An 18,695-nucleotide genomic window follows, 5' to 3' on the forward strand; every position below is an offset into this window, starting at 1 on the left:
ATTATTCGGCGGTCAGTTTGGCGTAACGCAAATCAAGCCACTTCAACCCGTGTTCGGCAAAATTGATCTGCAAACGCACATCACTGCCACTGCCCTCGGCATTGATCACCACGCCAGAGCCAAACTTGGCGTGGCTGACGCCCTGACCGATGCGAAAGCCCTGCAGCGACATGGCCGCTGCCGGTGCGCTTACCTCATCCAGCCAAGGGGCGCGACGCGGGCTTGCCGGCGGCACAGGTTTCACTGTAGCAGACAGTACCCGTACCAGCTCGGCTGGAATTTCCTCGACAAAGCGCGAACGGATGGGGTAGCGGCTCTGACCATGCAGCATGCGGCTCTGGGCGCAGCTGAGGTACAGCCGTTTGCGGGCACGGGTGACAGCCACGTACATCAGGCGGCGCTCTTCCTCCAGCCCCTTGCTGTCGTTCATGCTGTTTTCGTGCGGAAACAGTCCTTCTTCCAGACCGGACACGAACACCGCGTCGAACTCCAGCCCCTTGGCGGCATGCACCGTCATCAGTTGCAGGGCGTCCTCGCCGGCTTCGGCCTGGTGTTCACCCGCTTCCAGGCTGGCGGCGCTGAGGAATTCGACAATGGCCAGCTCCGGCTGATCCGGGAAGAAACCAGCCGCGGCGCTCACCAGTTCGTCCAGGTTGGCCAGCCGCTCTTCCCCTTCTTTCTTGTCCTGCTCATACATGGCGCGCAGGCCGGAGTGGTCAATGATCAGGCTGACGGTTTCCGCCAGCGTCATGTCAGTGCTCTTGTTGCGCAAGGCCTCGATCAGCAGCACGAACTCGCCCAGTTTGGCCGCAGTGCGGCCACCACCGGCAGCACAACAGGCCTGCCACAGGGTAACACCCTGCTCGCGGCTGACGGCCTGCAGGTTTTCCACGGTGCGGGCACCGATGCCGCGCGCCGGTACGTTGATCACGCGCAACAGGGCGTTGTCGTCATCCGGGTTGCTCACCAAACGCAGATAGGCCAGCGCATGCTTGACTTCCTGACGCTCGAAAAAGCGCAGGCCGCCATAAATGCGGTAGGGCAGCTGGGCATTCACCAAAACGTGTTCCAGCACCCGTGACTGGGCATTGGAGCGGTACAGGATGGCCATGTCCGACAGATTCATGCCCTCACGTTGCAGGTTCTTCACCTCGTCGATAATGAACTGGGCTTCATCGCCATCGGAGTAGGCTTCGTACAGGCGGATCTGCTCACCCTCGCCGGCATCGGTCCACAGATTCTTGCCCAGGCGGCCATCGTTGCGTTCGATCAGGGCATTGGCGGCATTGAGAATGGTGCCCACCGAGCGGTAGTTCTGCTCCAGCCGCACCGGCTCGGCCACCTGGAAGTCACTCAGCAAGGCGCGCATATTGCCCACTTCCGCGCCACGGAAGGCGTAGATGGACTGGTCGTCATCGCCCACGGCAAACAGCACGTTGTGCTCGCCGGACAAAAGCTTGAGCCAGGCGTATTGCAGGCGGTTGGTATCCTGGAACTCGTCCACCAGAATATGACGGAAGCGGCCCTGATAATGGGCGCGCAAGGCGGCATTGGCCTGCAGCAGTTCGTAGCTGCGCAGCAGCAGCTCGGCAAAATCCACCACGCCTTCGCGACGGCACTGGGCGTCGTAGGCGGCATACAATTCCACCAGCTTGGCTTCGTAGGGATTCAAGGCGGGTGGCAGACGGTCGGCCCGCAGCCCGGCTTCCTTGTTGCCGTTGATGAAGCTTTGCACGGCACGCGGCGGATATTTTTCGTCCGACAGTTCCAGGCTTTTGAGCAGGCGCTTGATGGCGGCTTGCTGGTCGGCGGAATCCAGAATCTGAAAGGCCTGTGGCAGGCCGGCATCGCGGTAGTGGGCACGCAGAAAGCGATTGCACAGGCCGTGGAAAGTGCCGATCCACATGGTGCGCACATTCACCGGCACCATGGCACCCAGCCGGGTATGCATTTCCCGCGCGGCCTTGTTGGTAAAGGTGACTGCCAGAATGCCGGAGGGATTGACCTGACCGGTGGCAATCAGCCAGGCAATGCGGGTGGTCAGTACCCGCGTCTTGCCACTGCCGGCCCCGGCCAGCACCAGCGCGCTCTTGGCAGGCCAGGTCACGGCACGCAGTTGTTCGTTATTCAGTCCGGCGAGTAGCTCACTCATGGCAGGGTTTTCTTCAAGGCAAGTTAATGCGCGCATTTTACACGAGCTGACTGCTGTGGACGGCCATGTGGTCACGCAATGCTCACAACGACATGCTGCAATGAATGCCAAACAGCTTATCGCTCTTGCCTGCCCTTGGCCGACAGGTTAATTTCCTGGAAACAACCCGCCTCGTTGCCCATGCGCCTTGCTCCCGCTTTCTTGCTAGCCCTCTTGCTGTTACCTGCACACGCAACCGGGATCACCGCGTACACAGAAGAGCTGCCGCCATTGAATTTTCAGCAAGGCGGGCAGCTTACCGGCTATGCCAGCGAGCTACTGGCCGCCATGGCAGCACGGGCTGGCATCCCGCTGCATCAGCAATTACTGCCCTGGGCGCGCGCTTATACGCTAGTGCAGAACGCACCCGACACCTTGCTGTTCAGCACAGTACGCACCAGCGAGCGCGAGCCGCTGTTTCGCTGGGTTGGCCCTATCAGTCCCCGGCGCATCTATTTGTACCGACTGGAGAAACGGCACGATATCCGCCTGAGCCATAGCGGGCAGCTCAGGCAATTGCGCATCGGCACCTTGTTTGCATCGGCCTCGCAACTGCAGCTGCAACAGCTTGGCCTGCCTGTTGGAACCGGACAGGACAGCACGCATAGCGATGCCGCCAATCTGGCAAAACTCAAGCTGGGCCGGGTAGATCTGATCGCCATGCTGGACTGGGCCATGCACTGGCAATTGCAGCAAGCCGGGCTGCCGGAACGCATGGTAAGGCCGGCAGCGCTGCTAAATGGGCAGGGTCAATACTGGTATGCACTCAATCCACAGACACCGGATGACACGGTAAACCGTTTGCAGACTGCGCTGGATGATTTGGTCAGGGCTGGCCATGCCCAGCGGCTACGCCAGAAATACATGGGCCGGGAAAGCATCCCGACCGGTATTGCCGACTTCAGCCCGAGTAAAGGCTGAGCTGGCCACCACCGGCCTTACACATAGGTGTTGATGGTGCGTCCCAGCGTACTGAGGCTTTCTCCTACTGCGGTCAGCCCATGGGCAGCAGCTGTGCCAGTGGCACTGACGCCGCCGCTCAGGCCGCCTCCTGCTGCCTTGGCGGCAGAACCCAGTTCGTCGACTACGTTTTTTGCTCCCTGGCGCAGCACACTATAAGCCGTGGGTGTGCGTGCTACGGTGGAAACTCCACTGATTGTGCTCATGTCGCTCTCCCCTACCGTTTTGTACCTGGTTTTATGCCCGCTGCAGCCGGTATGTAAATTTACGTTATGCCGCGTTAAGACAATCGGCCATTTCCTTTACATTTTCTTACCTTGTTTTTTAATCACTAACGCTAATTAACTGAAAATGAAAATAGAATAAAAAGAGTAATAAAAGGAAAGGGAGCAGCAAAGTGAAAACACTGGCTACTAAATTATCGGCCTGCCTGGTATTTACCGGCTTTATCACCGGCTGCGCCTCTTCGCCACAAACACTGGTTACCGCACCCGTACATATCAGACCGCAATTTACCCCGGTTGCGCTGGAAGATAGTCCCGGCTCCATTTACCAGCCCAACAAGGCAATGTTGTTATTTGAAGAGCCTATTGCCAACCGTGTTGGTGATGCGTTGAAGATCAATATTGCCGAGAATCTCTCCTCCAGTAACAATGCCAACACATCGACCAGTCGCACATCTACAATTTCCGAATCCGGTCCGGGTGCGCTTTCCTCGATGGGTGGTTTGCTGAAAGAAATTTTTGATTACAGCGGCAAAGCAACTGGCAGTAGCAGCCTGAAAGGCACCGGCCAGGTAACCAATGCCAATCAGATCAGCGGCAGCCTGATGGTTTCGGTAACCGATATATTGCCCAATGGCTATATGGCAGTGGCCGGCGAAAAAGCCGTGGCAGCCAGCGGCAATACCACGCTGCTGCGGTTTTCCGGCATTGTGAACAAGCGCGATATCAAGGTAGGTAATGTCGTATCTTCCAACGACGTGGGTGATGCACGCATCGAGCAGATCGTGAATGGGGTAGCCAGCGAAGTGGCCTCACGCACTGCAGCCCAGAACTTCTTTGCCGGGCTGATCAATTTCTGGTAGTCGTTGCAGCCCGTTTGGCTACATCTTGTTCAAAACGGGTTGCCCCGTTGGCGGCCTCTCCGCTGCCTGCCTGCCATTGCGTCATGTTCTCGGCAGAGAACATCTTGCCCAGCAAGGGTGACAGTTTCTTCCCCGTTGAACTCCACTTGTCATAGGCCATGCCATCCAGCTTATAGGCTGCATTGGCCAATACCTTGCCATTCTTTTTCAATAGCAGATTAATGTCGGTGATATAGGGCCGCAATTCATCGCTGAACATGGGCGAGCCCCACTGCGTCAATACCGTGTAATACAGCAGGGCATCACAATTGGCCGGCGCATTACCAACGGCATAAATCCGGCTTTCCAATTCCCGCTCGCGCAGCTGCTTTTGCAATTCGGGAATGAAGTCCGGCACAATTACACTGGAATTAAGCTCGACACAGATATCGTGTAGCTCTTCATGGGGATGTGCCATACCATTGGTGCTGGTATTGGGGGCCATATTGGCCACCGAGGTTACCGCCGTACTGGCCAGTTGCACCCCGGCCACGATGGGAGAGGTAATCAGGGTACAGGCACTTAATGTCAGCGCAGCAGGTGCAATCATAAAACGCAGCAGATATTTCACCTTCGTACTCGCCAGACAATTAAAACAGAGCAACCCTAGCAGTAAAATAAAATGCCCCGAAGGGCATTTACAGACATTTACACGCATGAATGCATCAGGCTGCTGCTGGCTTATTTTTTGACGCCCAGCTCGCGCAGGCGCTCGTCCAGATAACTGCCGGCGCTATGCCGTTCAGATAGCACCACTTCCGGGCGCGGATGCAGGAACAAGGGCAGCGACACCCGGCTCTTCAGCGCTGCCTCCCCTTGCGGGTTCACCACCCGGTGCTGGGTGGACGGGTAGTAACCCTGTGATGCCTCTTGCAACATATCGCCGATATTGATGATCAGCATGCCGAAATCACAGGGTACATCCACCCAGTTGCCCGCCTTATCCTGTACTTGCAGGCCGGGCTCGTTGGCCGCCGGCAGGATGGTAAGCAGATTGATGTCGCCATGTGCCGCTGCACGCAGCGAACCTGCCGGTTCGTCTCCGCTAAGTGGTGGATAGCGCAGCACGCGCAGCAGGGTTTGCTGGCTGTTTTCAATCATGGCGGACAGCGGCTGGCTGTATTGTGCGGCGATATCGGCTGGCGTGTGCGCCTGCACCCAGCCCAGCAGCTCACGCGCTAGCGCATTGGCGCTGTCGTAATAGCGGCGGGCATCATCGGCCAGCTGCGGCGGCACCCGCCCCCAAGGATAGATGTGGAAGTATTCCTTGATGTCCTTCAGGCTGGCACCCTTGGCCGTTTCCGAAATGTCGGGGGAAAAATAACCGTCCTGCTTCGCCACGGAAAAGGCGTAATCGTGTTTTTGCGGACTGTTGAAGAAGGCCAACCAGTCAGCATAGATTTTTTCCACCAGTTGCTGGTCGATGGGGTGATTCACCAGCACGCCAAAACCGGTTTCGTGCAGGGAACGGGTAAATTGCGCAGCAGCATCGGCTGCGCGGTAGTCGACAACGCGGACGTTCATGCGAGGGAATCCTTACGGAAGGCAGCCGTCAGGCAAGATCGGGACGGGCCACGGCGGCGCATTCTACCCGTGCCACGGCGTCACGCAAAGCAATGCCTGCGACGTTCAGCACAAGGCCACATACGGCGGGGCATCCTGCTGCGACGTCAATGTCACAAGCCCGACTTCGGCCAGCATGGCCAGGCGCCAGAACAGGTAGCTGTCCGGCACAAAGGCTGTGAGGTGTCGCCCCATGACGCCCCCCACCAGACGCGCTGCCGCCTGCGGCCCTTCGCGGCGCAAAGCTTCCAGCAAGGCTGCATCGAAACAATCGGCCGGCTGCTGCTGTAGCTGGCCGTGGTGCAGTTCGCGCCAGCCGGCCGCGGCCTGTTGCCAGTGCTCCCATTCGGCGGCAAGGCGCTGGCGCTCTGCCGGCTCGACTGGCCGGGCAGTACCGATCAACGGCTGGATTTCCGGCTGGCCGCACATGCCCATGGCGACATGGCCATTGTGCTGGATATCCACCTTGCCACTGGCCTCTACCAACGACAGCGGCTGACTGGCATGGGCGTGGGCGCACACCATGGCCAGCAGCAAGCGGTCATGCGCGCCATTGCCCAGCCACAGGCAAAGCGGCTGGCGCTGGGCAAACACGCGGAACAGCTGCTTGCGACAGTGCCAGTAGTCCTTGAGAAAGGCTTCGTCGATGTCCGGCAGCCAGCGCATGGACCACCAGATGCGGTTCCACCACGCCACCCGCGCCTGCGGGTCGATGGCATCCGCATCGGCCAGCGGGCCATGGGCAAAGTCCTCCACCACCTCCAGTACCTCGTCCTCCGGCAGCAGGGTGCGCAAGGCCTGGGCGGCGGCAGGCCCGGTCAGCAGATGTACGGTGGACTGGGTCACACGCGCTGGTCCATGTCGAGGGCCGGCATGGCACCTTCCACCGTTTGCGCCACCACGCGGGCCGGTACACCGGCTACCGTGGTGTGCGGCGGCACGTCTTCCAGCACCACGCTGCCGGCACCCACCTTGGCACAGTCGCCAACGCGGATATTGCCCAGCACTGCAGCACCGGCACCCAGCATCACGCCATCGCCGATCTTGGGGTGACGATCACCCCTATCCTTGCCGGAGCCGCCCAGCGTCACGCCGTGCAGGATGGAAACATTATTGCCGATGACCGCGGTTTCACCGACAACCAGTCCGGTGCCGTGGTCCAGCATCACGCCCTGGCCGATACGGGCCGCCGGGTGAATGTCGGCACCGGTAACTTCCGAAATACGGTTCTGCAAGAACAGCGCCAGGGTCTTGCGCTGCTGTTGCCACAGCCAGTGGGTGATGCGCTGGCTTTGCAGCGCATGGAAGCCCTTGAAATACAGCAGCGGTGTGGAATAGCTGTCACAGGCTGGGTCGCGCTCGAAACAGGCGCGGATGTCGGCCCGTGCCGAGGCACTGATGGCCGGATCGGATTCCAGCGCCTCGCGGAACAGTTCCATCAGCGCGCGCGCGTCCATCACCGGGCTGGCCAGTTTGCTGGACAGATGAAAGGCCAGCACGTCTTCCAGGGTGCTGTGCCGCAATACCGTCATGTGCAGAAAGCTGGCCAGCATCGGTTCGTCACGTGCGGCCTGCTCGGCTTCCTGCAGAATGGCGAGCCACAGGGCGTCGCCGGAATCTTGCTTCATGCTTGTTACTCCATTACCACGCGGCCCGGGCCATGCCGGGCCGGTGCTTACAACAGGACCACGTCAAACTGTTCCTGGGTATAGGTGGATTCCACAGATAGCGAAATCGGCTTGCCGATGAAGTCCACCAGCATGGCCAGGCTTTGCGATTCCTCATCCAGGAACATGTCGATCACCGGCTGGGCCGCCAGGATGCGATAGCCCTTGGCATCAAACTGGCGTGCCTCGCGCACGATTTCGCGCTGCACCTCGTAACACACGGTCTGGGCGGTCTTGATTTCGCCACGCCCCTGGCAGGTGGGGCAGGGTTCGCACAGCACATGCGCCAGGCTTTCGCGGGTGCGCTTGCGGGTAATTTCCACCAGACCCAGGCTGGTAAAGCCGTTGAGCGTGACACGGGTACGGTCGCGCGCCAGTGCCTTGGCCACCTCGGTCAGCACCGCCGTCTGGTGTTCCTCATTATCCATGTCGATGAAGTCGACAATGATGATGCCGCCCAGATTGCGCAGCCGCAGCTGGCGGGCAATGGCCTGGGTGGCTTCCAGATTGGTCTTGAAGATGGTTTCGTCGAAATTGCGGTTGCCGACAAAGCCTCCGGTATTGACGTCGATGGTGGTCATCGCTTCGGTTTGGTCGATGATCAGGTAGCCGCCAAACTTCAGGTTCACCCTCCGCGACAGTGCCTTGTCGATTTCCGCCTCGATGGAAAACAGCTCAAACAGCGGGCGCTCGCCGGAATAGCGCTCGATCTTGCGCACCGAGGATTGCACGTATTGCTCGGCAAACTCCACCATGCGGCTGTAGTTTTCGGTCGAGTCGACAATCACGTGCTCGGTGGTGTCGCTCACCATATCGCGCAACACGCGCACCGCCAGCGGCAGGTCTTCGTACAGCAGGCTTTGTGCCGGCAGGTGCTGTGATTTGTGGCGGATGTCGGCCCACAGCTTGGACAAGTATTCGATGTCGGCCTGCAGCTCGTCATTGCTGGCGGTTTCGGCACTGGTGCGGATGATGTAGCCACGTGGCGTTTCCGGCGGCAGCAGCTTTTCCAGCCGCGCCTTCAGACTGTGGCGTTCCGACTCGCTCTCGATCTTTTGCGAGATGCCGATGTGTTCTTCCTGCGGCAGGTGCACCAGAAAACGACCGGCCAGCGAGATTTGCGTGGACAGCCGCGCACCCTTGGTGCCAATCGGGTCCTTGATCACCTGCACCAGCACGGTCTGGCCTTCAAACAGCATTTTTTCGATGCGCTGCGGCTCGGTAGGATGCTGACGTTGTTCCAGCACATCGGCGATATGCAGGAAGGCGGCGCGCTCCAGGCCGATTTCGATGAAGGCGCTCTGCATGCCCGGCAGCACGCGCTTGACCTGGCCCAGATAGATGTTGCCGACAATGCCGCGGCTAGCGGCACGCTCTACGTGCAGTTCCTGCACGATGGAATCTTCCAGCACCGCCACCCGGGTTTCCTGTGGCGTGATGTTGACGAGAATCTGTTCCTTGGGGCGCTGGATGTCGCGCGGCAGAGGAATGGACTGATGCAGCATGGTCTTTCCTCCTTGATTAAGGGAATTGGTGGCCAAACAAGCCCAGCAGTTCTGCGGTTTCAAACATCGGCAGGCCCATCACCCCGGTATAGCTGCCGGCGATATGGTCGATGAACACCGCCGCCAGGCCCTGGATGCCATAGGCACCGGCCTTGTCGAAGGGCTCGCCACTGTCGATATAGCGCTGGATGTCGGTTTCGCTCAGCACACGGAAATGCACTTCGGTAATGCTCGTGCGCAGTTCAACCCGTTCATCCTGGCGGATGGCAACACTGGTGACCACCTGATGGCTACGCCCGGAAAAAGCCCGCAGCATGCGTGCGGCATCGGCAGCATCAGCCGGCTTGCCATAGATTTCACCCTCCAGCACCACGGTGGTATCGGCGGACAACAAGGGGCGTGACGGCAAACCGCAATTTTGAACCACGGCCCAGCCGGCAGCGGCTTTTTCACGCGCCAGGCGCTCGGTATAGGCTACTGCGTTTTCACCGGGCAATACCGACTCGTCGATGTCGGCGTGGATGCGTTCCAGGTGCACGCCCAGCTGTTCTAGCAGTTCGCGACGACGCGGGCTGCCGGATGCCAGGTAAATACGGGTATCGCTTGGGGTCATGATGTTGTCGCTGCCAGTGTTATCAATATTTATTTAGCTGCAAGGTTAGCAGAGCGGCCCATGGCCGACTATCTGCTGCACCGCAAAAGCGCCCGGCCTGGTAGAAGCACCTACGCAAAACGCCCTGCAACAAGGCAGGGCGTTTGGTGGGTCATGGCATGGTCAGACGATGGTCGGACTCAGGCCAGACGGCCATGGCACTGCTTGTACTTTTTACCGCTGCCGCAGGGACAAGGATCGTTGCGGCTGACGCGCAGACCTTGCTCGGCCAGCATTTCCGGCGACAGCGGGTTTTCCTCGCCATCGTCCTCGCCCAGCGAGGAGCCCGGCTCGGCATGCTGCATTTCATACTCACCCAGTTGATGCGGCTCGACTGCGTCCACGTCTTCCTGACCGCGAATCTGAACAGTCATCAGCACGTTCACCACGCTGCGCTTGATGCGCTCCAGCATGTCGGCAAACAGTTCGAACGCTTCGCGCTTGTATTCCTGCTTGGGGTTCTTCTGCGCATAACCACGCAGATGAATGCCCTGACGCAGGTGATCCATGGCGGCCAGATGTTCGCGCCAGTGGGTATCCAGCATCTGCAGTACCAGGCTGCGTTCAAACTGGCGCATCACCTGCTCGCCGGCCAGTTCCACCTTGGCCTGATAGGCATCAGCAGCCAGCTGGATAATACGTTGCTTGATATCCGGAATATCCAGCGTGGATTCGGCCTTGATCCAGTCCGCCACCGGGGCGGCCAGCTGGAATTCGGCTTCCAGTGTCTTTTCCAGGCCCACCAGGTCCCACTGCTCTTCCATGGATTCCGGCGGCAGGTGCAGGTCCACCAGGTCGGACAGCACGCCTTCGCGCATGTTCACCACCACGGCGCTGACGTCTTCATCCTGCAGGATGTCATTGCGCTGCTGGTAGATCACCTTGCGCTGGTCGTTGGCCACGTCATCGTATTCCAGCAATTGCTTGCGGATGTCGAAGTTGCGGCCTTCCACCTTGCGCTGGGCGTTTTCGATGGAGCGGGAAACCCACGGGTGTTCGATGGCTTCGCCGTCCGGCATTTTCAGGCGGTCCATGATGGCAGCCACGCGGTCGGAGGCAAAAATGCGCAACAGCGGGTCTTCCAGGCTCAGGTAGAAGCGGGAGGAACCCGGGTCGCCCTGACGACCGGAGCGACCACGCAACTGGTTGTCGATACGGCGCGATTCATGACGCTCGGTACCGATGATGTGCAGGCCGCCTGCGGCCAGCACGGCGTCGTGACGCAGCTTCCATTCGGCGCGGATGGCTTCGATACGGGCGTTCTGCTCGTCTTCAGACAGGCTGTCGTCCTTCTGTACCGCACGGATTTCCGGTTCCGGGTTGCCACCCAGCACGATGTCGGTACCACGACCGGCCATATTGGTGGCTACGGTAATCACGCCCGGGCGACCGGCCTGTACCACGATGTCGGCTTCACGCGCATGTTCCTTGGCGTTCAGCACATTGTGCGGCAGCTTGGCCTGCTTGAGCAGCTCGGCAATCAGCTCGGAGTTTTCAATGCTGGTGGTACCCACCAGTACTGGCTGACCACGTTCCTGGCAGTCCTTGATATCGGCCAGGATGGCGTCGTACTTCTCGCGCGCCGAACGGTAAACCTTGTCCTGTGCGTCCTTGCGCTGCATCGGGCGATTGGTGGGGATCACCACCGTTTCCAGGCCGTAGATGCTCTGGAATTCGTAGGCTTCGGTATCGGCCGTGCCGGTCATGCCGGACAGCTTGCCGTACAGACGGAAGTAGTTCTGGAAGGTGATGGAGGCCAGGGTCTGGTTTTCGCGGTTGATTTCCACGCCTTCCTTGGCTTCCACGGCCTGGTGCAGGCCTTCCGACCAACGACGGCCCGCCATCAGGCGGCCGGTGAATTCATCCACGATCACCACTTCGCCATCCTGCACCACGTAGTGCTGGTCCAGATGGAAGAGCGAATGGGCACGCAGCGCGGCCATCAGGTGGTGCATCAGGGTGATGTTGGTGGCCGAGTACAGGCTGTCGCCTTCCTTCAGCATGTCCAGCTGTACCAGGATGTCTTCGCAATGCTCGTGACCGGCTTCGGACAACAGCACGCTATGGGCTTTTTCATCCACCCAGTAGTCACCCTCGCCGTCCTCGGTTTCCTGACGCTTGAGCAGCGGCGGTACCGCGTTCATGCGCTGGTACATGTCGATATTGTCTTCGGCCGGGCCGGAGATGATCAGCGGGGTACGCGCTTCGTCAATCAGGATCGAGTCCACTTCGTCGACTACGGCAAAGGCCAGCTTGCGCTGCACTTTTTCGCCGGTGGTGAACACCATGTTGTCGCGCAGGTAGTCAAAACCGAATTCGTTATTGGTACCGTAAGTGATGTCGCAGGCATAGGCAGCTTGCTTGTCATCATGTGCCATCTGCGACAGGTTCACGCCCACGGTCAGGCCGAGGAAGTTGTACAGGCGGCCCATGATGCCGGCGTCACGGCTGGCCAGGTAGTCGTTGACGGTGATGACATGCACGCCATTGCCGGTGAGTGCATTCAGGTACACCGGCAAGGTGCCCACCAGGGTCTTGCCCTCACCGGTACGCATTTCGGCAATCTTGCCGTTGTGCAGCACCATGCCGCCAATCAGCTGCACGTCGAAGTGACGCATGCCCAGCACACGGCACGAGGCCTCGCGGCAGACGGCAAAGGCCTCCGGCAGGATACTGTCAAGCGTTGCGCCCTCAGCGATGCGCTTTTTGAACTCGGCGGTTTTTCCCGCCAAAGCCTCGTCGGACAGCGCTTGCATGCCATCTTCGAGGGCATTGATGCGCGCCACTTCCTGACGATACTGTTTCAGCAGGCGGTCGTTGCGGCTGCCAAATACTTTCTTGAGTAGCGAGGAAATCATGTATTCCAATCCAGAGGCCCGGACGGGCCGACAAAACAAAATAGGCGAAAGTGTAGCACATCCGCGAGACTAGGTTATGGGGGCGAGCTTGCGCTGAATCAAGCCATGGCAGCCAAATTACTCGCCGAAGCGAGGCCCCGATGGCAAGCTGCCATCCGTGTCCTGCAGCAGAGGCTCCACCCCGTAAAGCAGGCAACATCGACAAATTGCCAAAGTAAGCGCGGATGGCTTTAAATACTTGCAAATCGGGATGTTGCAGATATTTTTCAGTAAATGTTGTCGTTACATAATCCATACAAAAATTTGTCAGATTTCATCAAAACTTGATGTTTGCCTTGTTATCATTCGTGCGCGTTTGCAGAGCCAGTTTGATGTTTGCCCACGGCCAGCCGTGACATAACAAAAGATGGTGCTCATCTGATGAAGAAGCGGAACGGAGCCTGCACCGTGCCGCCAGGTTAACCACACCAATCGGAGAGGCCTGATGACTAGCGTTATCCGTCCGTTTATTCCTGCCACAGCCAGACGGCTGCTGCCCAATCGCTGGGATCTGATCGCTTTCCCCCTGATTCTGGGCTTTCTGTTATTTGCCACCACCGGTATCGAAGGTACTTGGGCACCCATCAGTGCCTTGCAGACCGAACCGATCTCGCTGGATGCGGCCAATCTGCCCGAATACGCCGTGCGCACCACGCTGCGCATGCTGGCAGCCATGTTTGCCTCCATCGTTTTCACGCTGATCTACGGCACGCTGGCAGCCAAGAGCCGCCGCGCCGGCCAGTTGCTGGTGCCCATTCTGGACATCCTGCAGTCGGTGCCGGTGCTGGGCTATATCTCCTTCACCGTCACCTTTTTCCTGGCGCTGTTTCCCGGCCGGGTGCTGGGTGCGGAGTTTGCCGCCATCTTTGCGATTTTCACCTCGCAGGCCTGGAACATGACCTTCAGCTTCTATCAGTCGCTGCGCACTGTGCCCAACGACCTGAAAGAGGTGTCGCAGAACCTGCGCCTGTCCGGCTGGCAGAAATTCTGGAAGCTGGAAGTACCGTTCTCCATGCCGGGGATGATCTGGAACATGATGATGTCCATGTCCGGCGGCTGGTTCTTCGTGGTGGCCTCCGAAGCCATTACCGTGGGTGACAAGACCGTCACCCTGCCGGGCGTTGGCTCCTACCTGGCCATGGCCATCGCCCAGAAGAACCTGGCGGCGGTGGGCTGGGTGATTCTCACCATGACCGTGGTCATCATCATTTACGACCAGTTTCTGTTCCGCCCGCTGGTGGCCTGGGCCGACAAGTTCCGCCTGGAAGACACCATGTCGCAGGCGGCACCGGAATCCTGGGTGCTGAACCTGATCCAGCGCACCCGCTTCATCCAGCAGCTGCTGCGCCCGTTTGGCAAATTGCTGAAAAAGCTGGCGCGCCTGCGGCTGAATATCAGCCTGCCACGTGCCATCCATACCGAGCCCCACGCCGGCGTATCGCGCGGGCTGGATATGCTGTGGGGTGCTTTCATGGTGCTGCTGTGCGGCTATGTCAGCTGGCGGCTGTACAGCTTCATCAGCAGCGAGGTGGGGCTGGGCGAAACCTTCAAGGTGATTGGCCTGGGCTTCATCACCCTGATTCGCGTCACCCTGCTGATTGCGCTGGCCTCCATCGTCTGGGTGCCGCTGGGAGTGCTGATCGGCCTGCGTCCGCGCCTGGCTGAGATGATCCAGCCGGTGGCGCAGTTTCTGGCCGCCTTCCCGGCCAACCTGTTGTTTCCGGTATTCGTGGTGTTCATCGTCCACTTCAAGCTGAACCCGGATATCTGGCTGTCACCGCTGATTGTGCTGGGCACTCAGTGGTACATCCTGTTCAATGTGGTGGCCGGTGCCAGCGCCTTCCCCAATGACTTCCGCGAAGCGGCCGCCAATTTCCACATCAAGGGCTGGCAATGGTGGAAGCAGGTGATGCTGCCGGGCATCTTCCCCTACTACATCACCGGTGCCATCACCGCGTCCGGCGGTGCCTGGAATGCCAGCATCGTGTCGGAAATGGTGTCCTGGGGCGATGACAAGCTGGCCGCCCACGGCCTGGGTGCCTATATCGCCCAGACCACCGCCGCCGGCGACTTTCCCAAGATTCTGCTCGGCATCTGCGTGATGTCGCTGTTTGTCGTGCTGTTTAACCGCTTGCTGTGGCGTCCGCTGTACGCCATTGCCGAAAACAAACTCCGTCTCAACTAAATCAGGGGGAAATCCATGCCACACGAAACTACAACCCTGAGACAGGAAATCTTCTCCCTCAAGCATGTTGACAAGGGCTACCACAAAGGTGGCGAGGAAGATATCCAGGTGCTGGACGACGTTAATCTTACCTTGCACGAAGGGGAAATCGTCGGCCTGCTGGGACGCTCCGGCTCGGGGAAATCCACCTTGCTACGCATTATTGCCGGGCTGATTCAGGCCAGCGCCGGTGAAGTGAACTACTGCGGCCAGCCACTGACCGGTCCGGCCGAAGGCGTGGCCATGGTATTTCAAACCTTTGCCCTGTTCCCCTGGCTGACCGTGCTGCAAAACGTGGAAGCCGGGCTGGAAGCGCTGGGCGTGGAACCCAAGGAACGCCGTCGCCGCGCGCTGGCCGCCATCGACCTGATCGGCCTGGACGGCTTTGAAAACGCCTACCCGCGCGAATTGTCCGGCGGCATGCGCCAGCGCGTGGGCTTTGCCCGCGGCCTGGTGGTGAACCCCACCCTGCTGCTGATGGATGAACCGTTCTCGGCGCTGGACGTGCTGACTGCGGAAACCCTGCGTACCGACCTGCTCGACCTGTGGAACCAGAAGCAGCTGCCAATCAAGTCCATCCTCATCGTCACCCACAACATCGAAGAAGCGGTGTTCATGTGTGACCGCATCATGGTGTTGTCATCCAATCCGGGCCGGGTGGTGGCGGAAATCAAGGTACCATTCGCCCATCCGCGCGACCGGCTGGACCCCACCTTCCGCAAGATGGTGGACGATATCTATGCCCTGATGACCCAGCGCCGCAGCGCCGACACCCTGCACAAGGTGCAACTGGAAATCGGCAGCCCGCTGACCGAAGTATCCACCAACCTGATGGCCGGCCTGATGGAAGCACTGGCAGCCGCACCGTACAACGGCCGCGCCGACCTGCCGGAAATCGGCAGCAAGCTGCTGCTGGAGGTGGACGACCTGTTTCCGGTCACGGAAACACTGGAACACCTGGGCTTTGTCGAACTGCGTGATGGCGACATCGAACTGACCGCTGCCGGCAAACTGTTTGCCGACTATGGCACACAAGAACGCAAAGTGATATTTGCCGAGCATCTGCTGCGCCACATCCCGCTGGCGGCACGCATCCGCCGCGTGTTGCAGGAACGCCCGGGCCAGCGCGCACCGCGCCTGCGCTTTGAACAGGAGCTGGAAGATTCGCTCAGCGATGGTGCCGCCGAGGAAACACTGGATACGGTAATCAGCTGGGGCCGTTATGCCGAGATCTTCTCTTATAACGACCACAGCGAAACCTTCAGCCTGGAAGACGTGGAAGGCGCGCAGTAAGCGCCCTCCTGTCTTTACCGCAAGGGCCGCACCCATCAGGGCGCGGCCCTTGTGCGTTATTCGGCTACAATAGCCGCTTACCCCCAGTCAGACGCCCCATGTCAGAACGCCAGTTTGAAGATATCGCCCGCGGCGACAGCACGCTGCGCCAGCTCACGCGCGAGGCCAATGCGCTGATGGCGCTGGACCAGGTATTCCGCAGCCAGTTGCCACCGCAACTGGCCGAGGCCTGTCGCGCGGTGCGCATTCGCGATGGCGAACTGGTGGTGTTTGCCAACAACGGCATTGTTGCAGCCCGGCTGCGCATGATGGGCAACAGCCTGCTGGCCCCGCTGGAAGCACGCGGCTACAGCGCCAGCAAGGTGCGCATCAAGGTGGACATCCACCTGACGCCACCACCGCCACCGCCCAAGCGCATCGGCATCAGCCAGCAGGCGCTGGCCGAAATTGAAGCCGGAGCATCGCAAGTCAGCAATCCGCTGGTCAGCGCGGCGCTGGCGCGACTGATTGCCCACCACAAATCGCGTTCCTGAACCCCGCCTGCCAATGAAAACAGGCCGCAACCCTGAATGGTTACGGCCTGTTGTTTCGTGTGCGGGCAGCGACAATCAGATTACATAGTCCTGCTGTCCAGCGGCATCTTGCAGGAATACCGCCAGCTTGCGCGGGGTCACATACACGGTATCTCCCGGCACGATGCCCAGCGCGCGGAAACGCTCCTTGCTGACCGCCGCCTCGATAGTCTGGCCATCAGCCTGCTGCAGCTCAACCCGCACCACCGGCCCTACTGCATGGATGTGCTCCACCGTCCCTTGTGCCAACGCACCGTCGGCTTGCAGCGTCAGGTCCAGATCATGCGGGCGCACATAGGCGATGGCGGCATCACCGTCGGCCTCCTGATGCTGACCCAGTGCCTGCGCATAGCTACCAATGGTGAGCTGACCGGCATCCACCCGGCCATGGAACAGGTTCACATCACCCAGGAACTGGGTGACAAACGGGGTGGCCGGGTGTTCGTAGATATCATCCGGGCGGCCCACTTGTTCGATATGGCCGTGATCCATCACCACCACGCGGTCGGACACTTCCAGCGCTTCTTCCTGATCGTGGGTCACAAACACGCTGGTGATGTGCATGTCGTTGTGCAGCTCGCGCAGCCAGCGACGCAAGTCCTTGCGCACCTTGGCATCCAGCGCACCGAAGGGTTCGTCCAGCAGCAGCACCTTGGGCTCTACCGCCAGCGAACGGGCCAGCGCGATACGCTGACGCTGGCCGCCGGACAACTGGCCGGGATAGGCATCGGCCAGCCAATCCAGCTGTACCATTTTCAGCAGCTTCATCACCCGTTCGCGGATTTCCTCTTGCGACGGGCGCTCACGGCGCGGCTTCACCGACAGGCCGAAGGCCACGTTGTCGAATACCGTCATGTGGCGGAACAGCGCGTAATGCTGAAATACAAAGCCCACCTGACGTTCGGCCACATGGGTATGGGTGGCGTCGGCACCGCCAAACAGCACCTGGCCGGCATCGGGCCGCTCCAGCCCGGCAATGATGCGCAGCAAGGTGGTCTTGCCGCAGCCGGATGGCCCCAGCAGCGCCAGCAACTCGCCGGATGCGACATCAAGGCTGACATTGTCCAGCGCGGTGAACTGGCCAAACTGTTTGCGGATATTGCGGATTTCAATGCTCATCGTGGTTCTCCGGCCGCCGCCCCTGGCAGCGGTTCACATCATTCGGTTCAGGGTTGTGCCGCCTGGGCTTGCATGCGGGCTGCAGCGGTACGCAGGGTGGAGGCCTGTTGCTGGCGGTGCAGCCGCCATTCCACCAGCGACTTCACCAGCAGGGTGATCAAGGCCAGCATGGCCAGCAGCGAGGCGCAGGCAAAGGCGCCAACAAAGTTGTATTCGTTGTAAAGGATTTCCACATGCAGCGGGATGGTGTTGGTTTCGCCCCGGATATGGCCGGATACCACGCTGACCGCGCCAAACTCGCCCATGGCGCGGGCATTGGTGAGGATCACCCCGTACAGCAGCCCCCACTTGATATTGGGCAGCGTCACTTTGCGGAAGGTCTGCCAGCCGCTGGCGCCCAGCACGATGGCGGCTTGTTCTTCATCCGCACCTTGCGACTGCATCAGCGGAATCAGCTCGCGGGCGACAAAGGGGAAGGTAACGAATACCGTGGCCAGTACGATGCCCGGCACGGCAAAGATCACCTGCAGGCCGTGGTCCTGCAACCAGCCACCCACTGCCGTATTGGCACCGAACAGCAGGATGAACATCAGCCCGGCCACCACTGGCGACACCGCGAAGGGCAGGTCAATCAGCGTGGTGAGCAGGCTTTTGCCACGGAAATCAAAACGGGCAATCGCCCAGGCTGCCGCCACGCCAAACACAAGGTTGAGCGGCACCGCGATGGCGGCGGAAACCAGCGTCAACTTGATGGCGGACAGCGCTTCCGGCTCCACCAGCGCGGTCAGGTACAGCTGCCAGCCCTTGTGCAGCGCCTCCCAGAACACGCCGATCAGCGGCAACAGCAAGAACAGGAACAAAAATACCAGCGCCACGGCAGTCAGCGCATAGCGCACCGGGCGGCTTTCAGTGGTCAGAGTGGCCAT

General features: G+C 60.0%; 16 protein-coding genes. 5 read left to right on the forward strand and 11 right to left on the reverse strand.

What is annotated here, in order from left to right; all coding sequences use genetic code 11:
• Position 1: 1 nt before the first annotated feature.
• Positions 2-2,152, reverse strand: a complete 2,151-nt coding sequence (gene uvrD, locus GSR16_RS18930; RefSeq protein ID WP_159880081.1) for a DNA helicase II — start codon at positions 2,150-2,152, stop codon at positions 2-4.
• Positions 2,153-2,422: 270 nt separating this feature from the next.
• On the opposite strand from uvrD, the gene GSR16_RS18935 reads away from it, so the two are divergent.
• Entirely contained in the window at positions 2,423-3,112 is a 690-nt protein-coding gene (locus GSR16_RS18935; protein ID WP_240902541.1) for a substrate-binding periplasmic protein, read from the forward strand.
• 17 nt (positions 3,113-3,129) lie between these two features.
• Here GSR16_RS18935 and GSR16_RS18940 read toward each other — a convergent pair whose 3' ends face one another.
• A complete protein-coding gene (locus GSR16_RS18940; protein WP_159880085.1) occupies positions 3,130-3,357 on the reverse strand; it encodes a hypothetical protein in 228 nt (75 codons plus the stop codon).
• Between the two features lie 191 nt (positions 3,358-3,548).
• Here GSR16_RS18940 and GSR16_RS18945 point away from each other — a divergent pair, with 191 nt between their 5' ends.
• Positions 3,549-4,238, forward strand: coding sequence for a flagellar basal body L-ring protein FlgH (locus GSR16_RS18945; RefSeq protein ID WP_159880087.1), 690 nt, complete (start codon positions 3,549-3,551; stop codon positions 4,236-4,238).
• Here the strand turns inward: GSR16_RS18945 and GSR16_RS18950 are convergent.
• The 7 genes from GSR16_RS18950 to secA form a co-directional block, all read right to left on the reverse strand.
• On the reverse strand, positions 4,225-4,848 hold the full coding sequence (locus GSR16_RS18950) for a cell division protein FtsI (RefSeq protein WP_159880089.1): 624 nt from the start codon (positions 4,846-4,848) through the stop codon (positions 4,225-4,227). The two genes, GSR16_RS18945 and GSR16_RS18950, sit on opposite strands and share 14 nt — an antisense overlap.
• 110 nt (positions 4,849-4,958) lie before the next feature.
• Positions 4,959-5,801, reverse strand: coding sequence for an isopenicillin N synthase family dioxygenase (locus GSR16_RS18955; protein WP_159880091.1), 843 nt, complete (start codon positions 5,799-5,801; stop codon positions 4,959-4,961).
• Between the two features lie 105 nt (positions 5,802-5,906).
• Positions 5,907-6,686: a DUF3658 domain-containing protein gene (locus GSR16_RS18960; RefSeq protein ID WP_159880093.1), complete on the reverse strand. Its 780-nt coding sequence runs from the start codon at positions 6,684-6,686 to the stop codon at positions 5,907-5,909.
• Positions 6,683-7,468 carry a serine O-acetyltransferase gene (gene cysE / locus GSR16_RS18965; RefSeq protein WP_159880095.1) on the reverse strand — a complete coding sequence of 262 codons (786 nt, stop codon included), beginning with the start codon at positions 7,466-7,468 and terminating at the stop codon, positions 6,683-6,685. Before cysE ends, GSR16_RS18960 begins: the two co-directional genes overlap by 4 nt.
• A 47-nt stretch (positions 7,469-7,515) precedes the next feature.
• Positions 7,516-9,012 (reverse strand): ribonuclease G, encoded by a 1,497-nt coding sequence (rng, locus tag GSR16_RS18970; protein ID WP_159880097.1) that lies wholly within the window; start codon positions 9,010-9,012, stop codon positions 7,516-7,518.
• Positions 9,013-9,028: 16 nt separating this feature from the next.
• The gene (locus GSR16_RS18975; RefSeq protein ID WP_159880099.1) at positions 9,029-9,625 is read right to left on the reverse strand and encodes a Maf family protein; all 597 of its coding nucleotides are present in this window, start codon (positions 9,623-9,625) and stop codon (positions 9,029-9,031) included.
• Positions 9,626-9,804: 179 nt separating this feature from the next.
• Complete coding sequence (secA, locus tag GSR16_RS18980) at positions 9,805-12,522, reverse strand: preprotein translocase subunit SecA (protein WP_159880101.1); 2,718 nt, start codon at positions 12,520-12,522, stop codon at positions 9,805-9,807.
• 484 nt (positions 12,523-13,006) lie between these two features.
• Here secA and GSR16_RS18985 point away from each other — a divergent pair, with 484 nt between their 5' ends.
• From GSR16_RS18985 to GSR16_RS18995, 3 genes are all read left to right on the forward strand, one after another.
• Entirely contained in the window at positions 13,007-14,746 is a 1,740-nt protein-coding gene (locus GSR16_RS18985; RefSeq protein WP_159880103.1) for an ABC transporter permease, read from the forward strand.
• 15 nt (positions 14,747-14,761) lie between these two features.
• Positions 14,762-16,078, forward strand: a complete 1,317-nt coding sequence (locus tag GSR16_RS18990) for an ABC transporter ATP-binding protein (RefSeq protein ID WP_159880105.1) — start codon at positions 14,762-14,764, stop codon at positions 16,076-16,078.
• Between the two features lie 98 nt (positions 16,079-16,176).
• Positions 16,177-16,611 carry a DciA family protein gene (locus tag GSR16_RS18995; RefSeq protein ID WP_159880107.1) on the forward strand — a complete coding sequence of 145 codons (435 nt, stop codon included), beginning with the start codon at positions 16,177-16,179 and terminating at the stop codon, positions 16,609-16,611.
• Positions 16,612-16,686: 75 nt separating this feature from the next.
• On the opposite strand, the gene GSR16_RS19000 is transcribed toward GSR16_RS18995, so the two are convergent.
• Positions 16,687-17,769, reverse strand: a complete 1,083-nt coding sequence (locus GSR16_RS19000; RefSeq protein ID WP_159880109.1) for a sulfate/molybdate ABC transporter ATP-binding protein — start codon at positions 17,767-17,769, stop codon at positions 16,687-16,689.
• A 47-nt stretch (positions 17,770-17,816) separates the two neighbouring features.
• Positions 17,817-18,695, reverse strand: coding sequence for a sulfate ABC transporter permease subunit CysW (gene cysW, locus GSR16_RS19005; protein WP_159880111.1), 879 nt, complete (start codon positions 18,693-18,695; stop codon positions 17,817-17,819).

Origin of the sequence: Aquitalea denitrificans, assembly GCF_009856625.1 — a bacterium.
Taxonomy (GTDB): domain Bacteria; phylum Pseudomonadota; class Gammaproteobacteria; order Burkholderiales; family Chromobacteriaceae; genus Aquitalea; species Aquitalea denitrificans.

Coding starts and splice junctions, on each gene's coding strand:
- uvrD (WP_159880081.1), bottom strand. CDS start 2,152: ATGAGTGAGCTACTCGCCGGACTGAATAACGAACAACTGCGTGCCGTG.
- GSR16_RS18940 (WP_159880085.1), bottom strand. CDS start 3,357: ATGAGCACAATCAGTGGAGTTTCCACCGTAGCACGCACACCCACGGCT.
- GSR16_RS18955 (WP_159880091.1), bottom strand. CDS start 5,801: ATGAACGTCCGCGTTGTCGACTACCGCGCAGCCGATGCTGCTGCGCAA.
- cysE (WP_159880095.1), bottom strand. CDS start 7,468: ATGAAGCAAGATTCCGGCGACGCCCTGTGGCTCGCCATTCTGCAGGAA.
- rng (WP_159880097.1), bottom strand. CDS start 9,012: ATGCTGCATCAGTCCATTCCTCTGCCGCGCGACATCCAGCGCCCCAAG.
- GSR16_RS18975 (WP_159880099.1), bottom strand. CDS start 9,625: ATGACCCCAAGCGATACCCGTATTTACCTGGCATCCGGCAGCCCGCGT.
- secA (WP_159880101.1), bottom strand. CDS start 12,522: ATGATTTCCTCGCTACTCAAGAAAGTATTTGGCAGCCGCAACGACCGC.
- GSR16_RS18985 (WP_159880103.1), top strand. CDS start 13,007: ATGACTAGCGTTATCCGTCCGTTTATTCCTGCCACAGCCAGACGGCTG.
- GSR16_RS18990 (WP_159880105.1), top strand. CDS start 14,762: ATGCCACACGAAACTACAACCCTGAGACAGGAAATCTTCTCCCTCAAG.
- GSR16_RS18995 (WP_159880107.1), top strand. CDS start 16,177: ATGTCAGAACGCCAGTTTGAAGATATCGCCCGCGGCGACAGCACGCTG.
- GSR16_RS19000 (WP_159880109.1), bottom strand. CDS start 17,769: ATGAGCATTGAAATCCGCAATATCCGCAAACAGTTTGGCCAGTTCACC.
- cysW (WP_159880111.1), bottom strand. CDS start 18,695: ATGGCCACTCTGACCACTGAAAGCCGCCCGGTGCGCTATGCGCTGACT.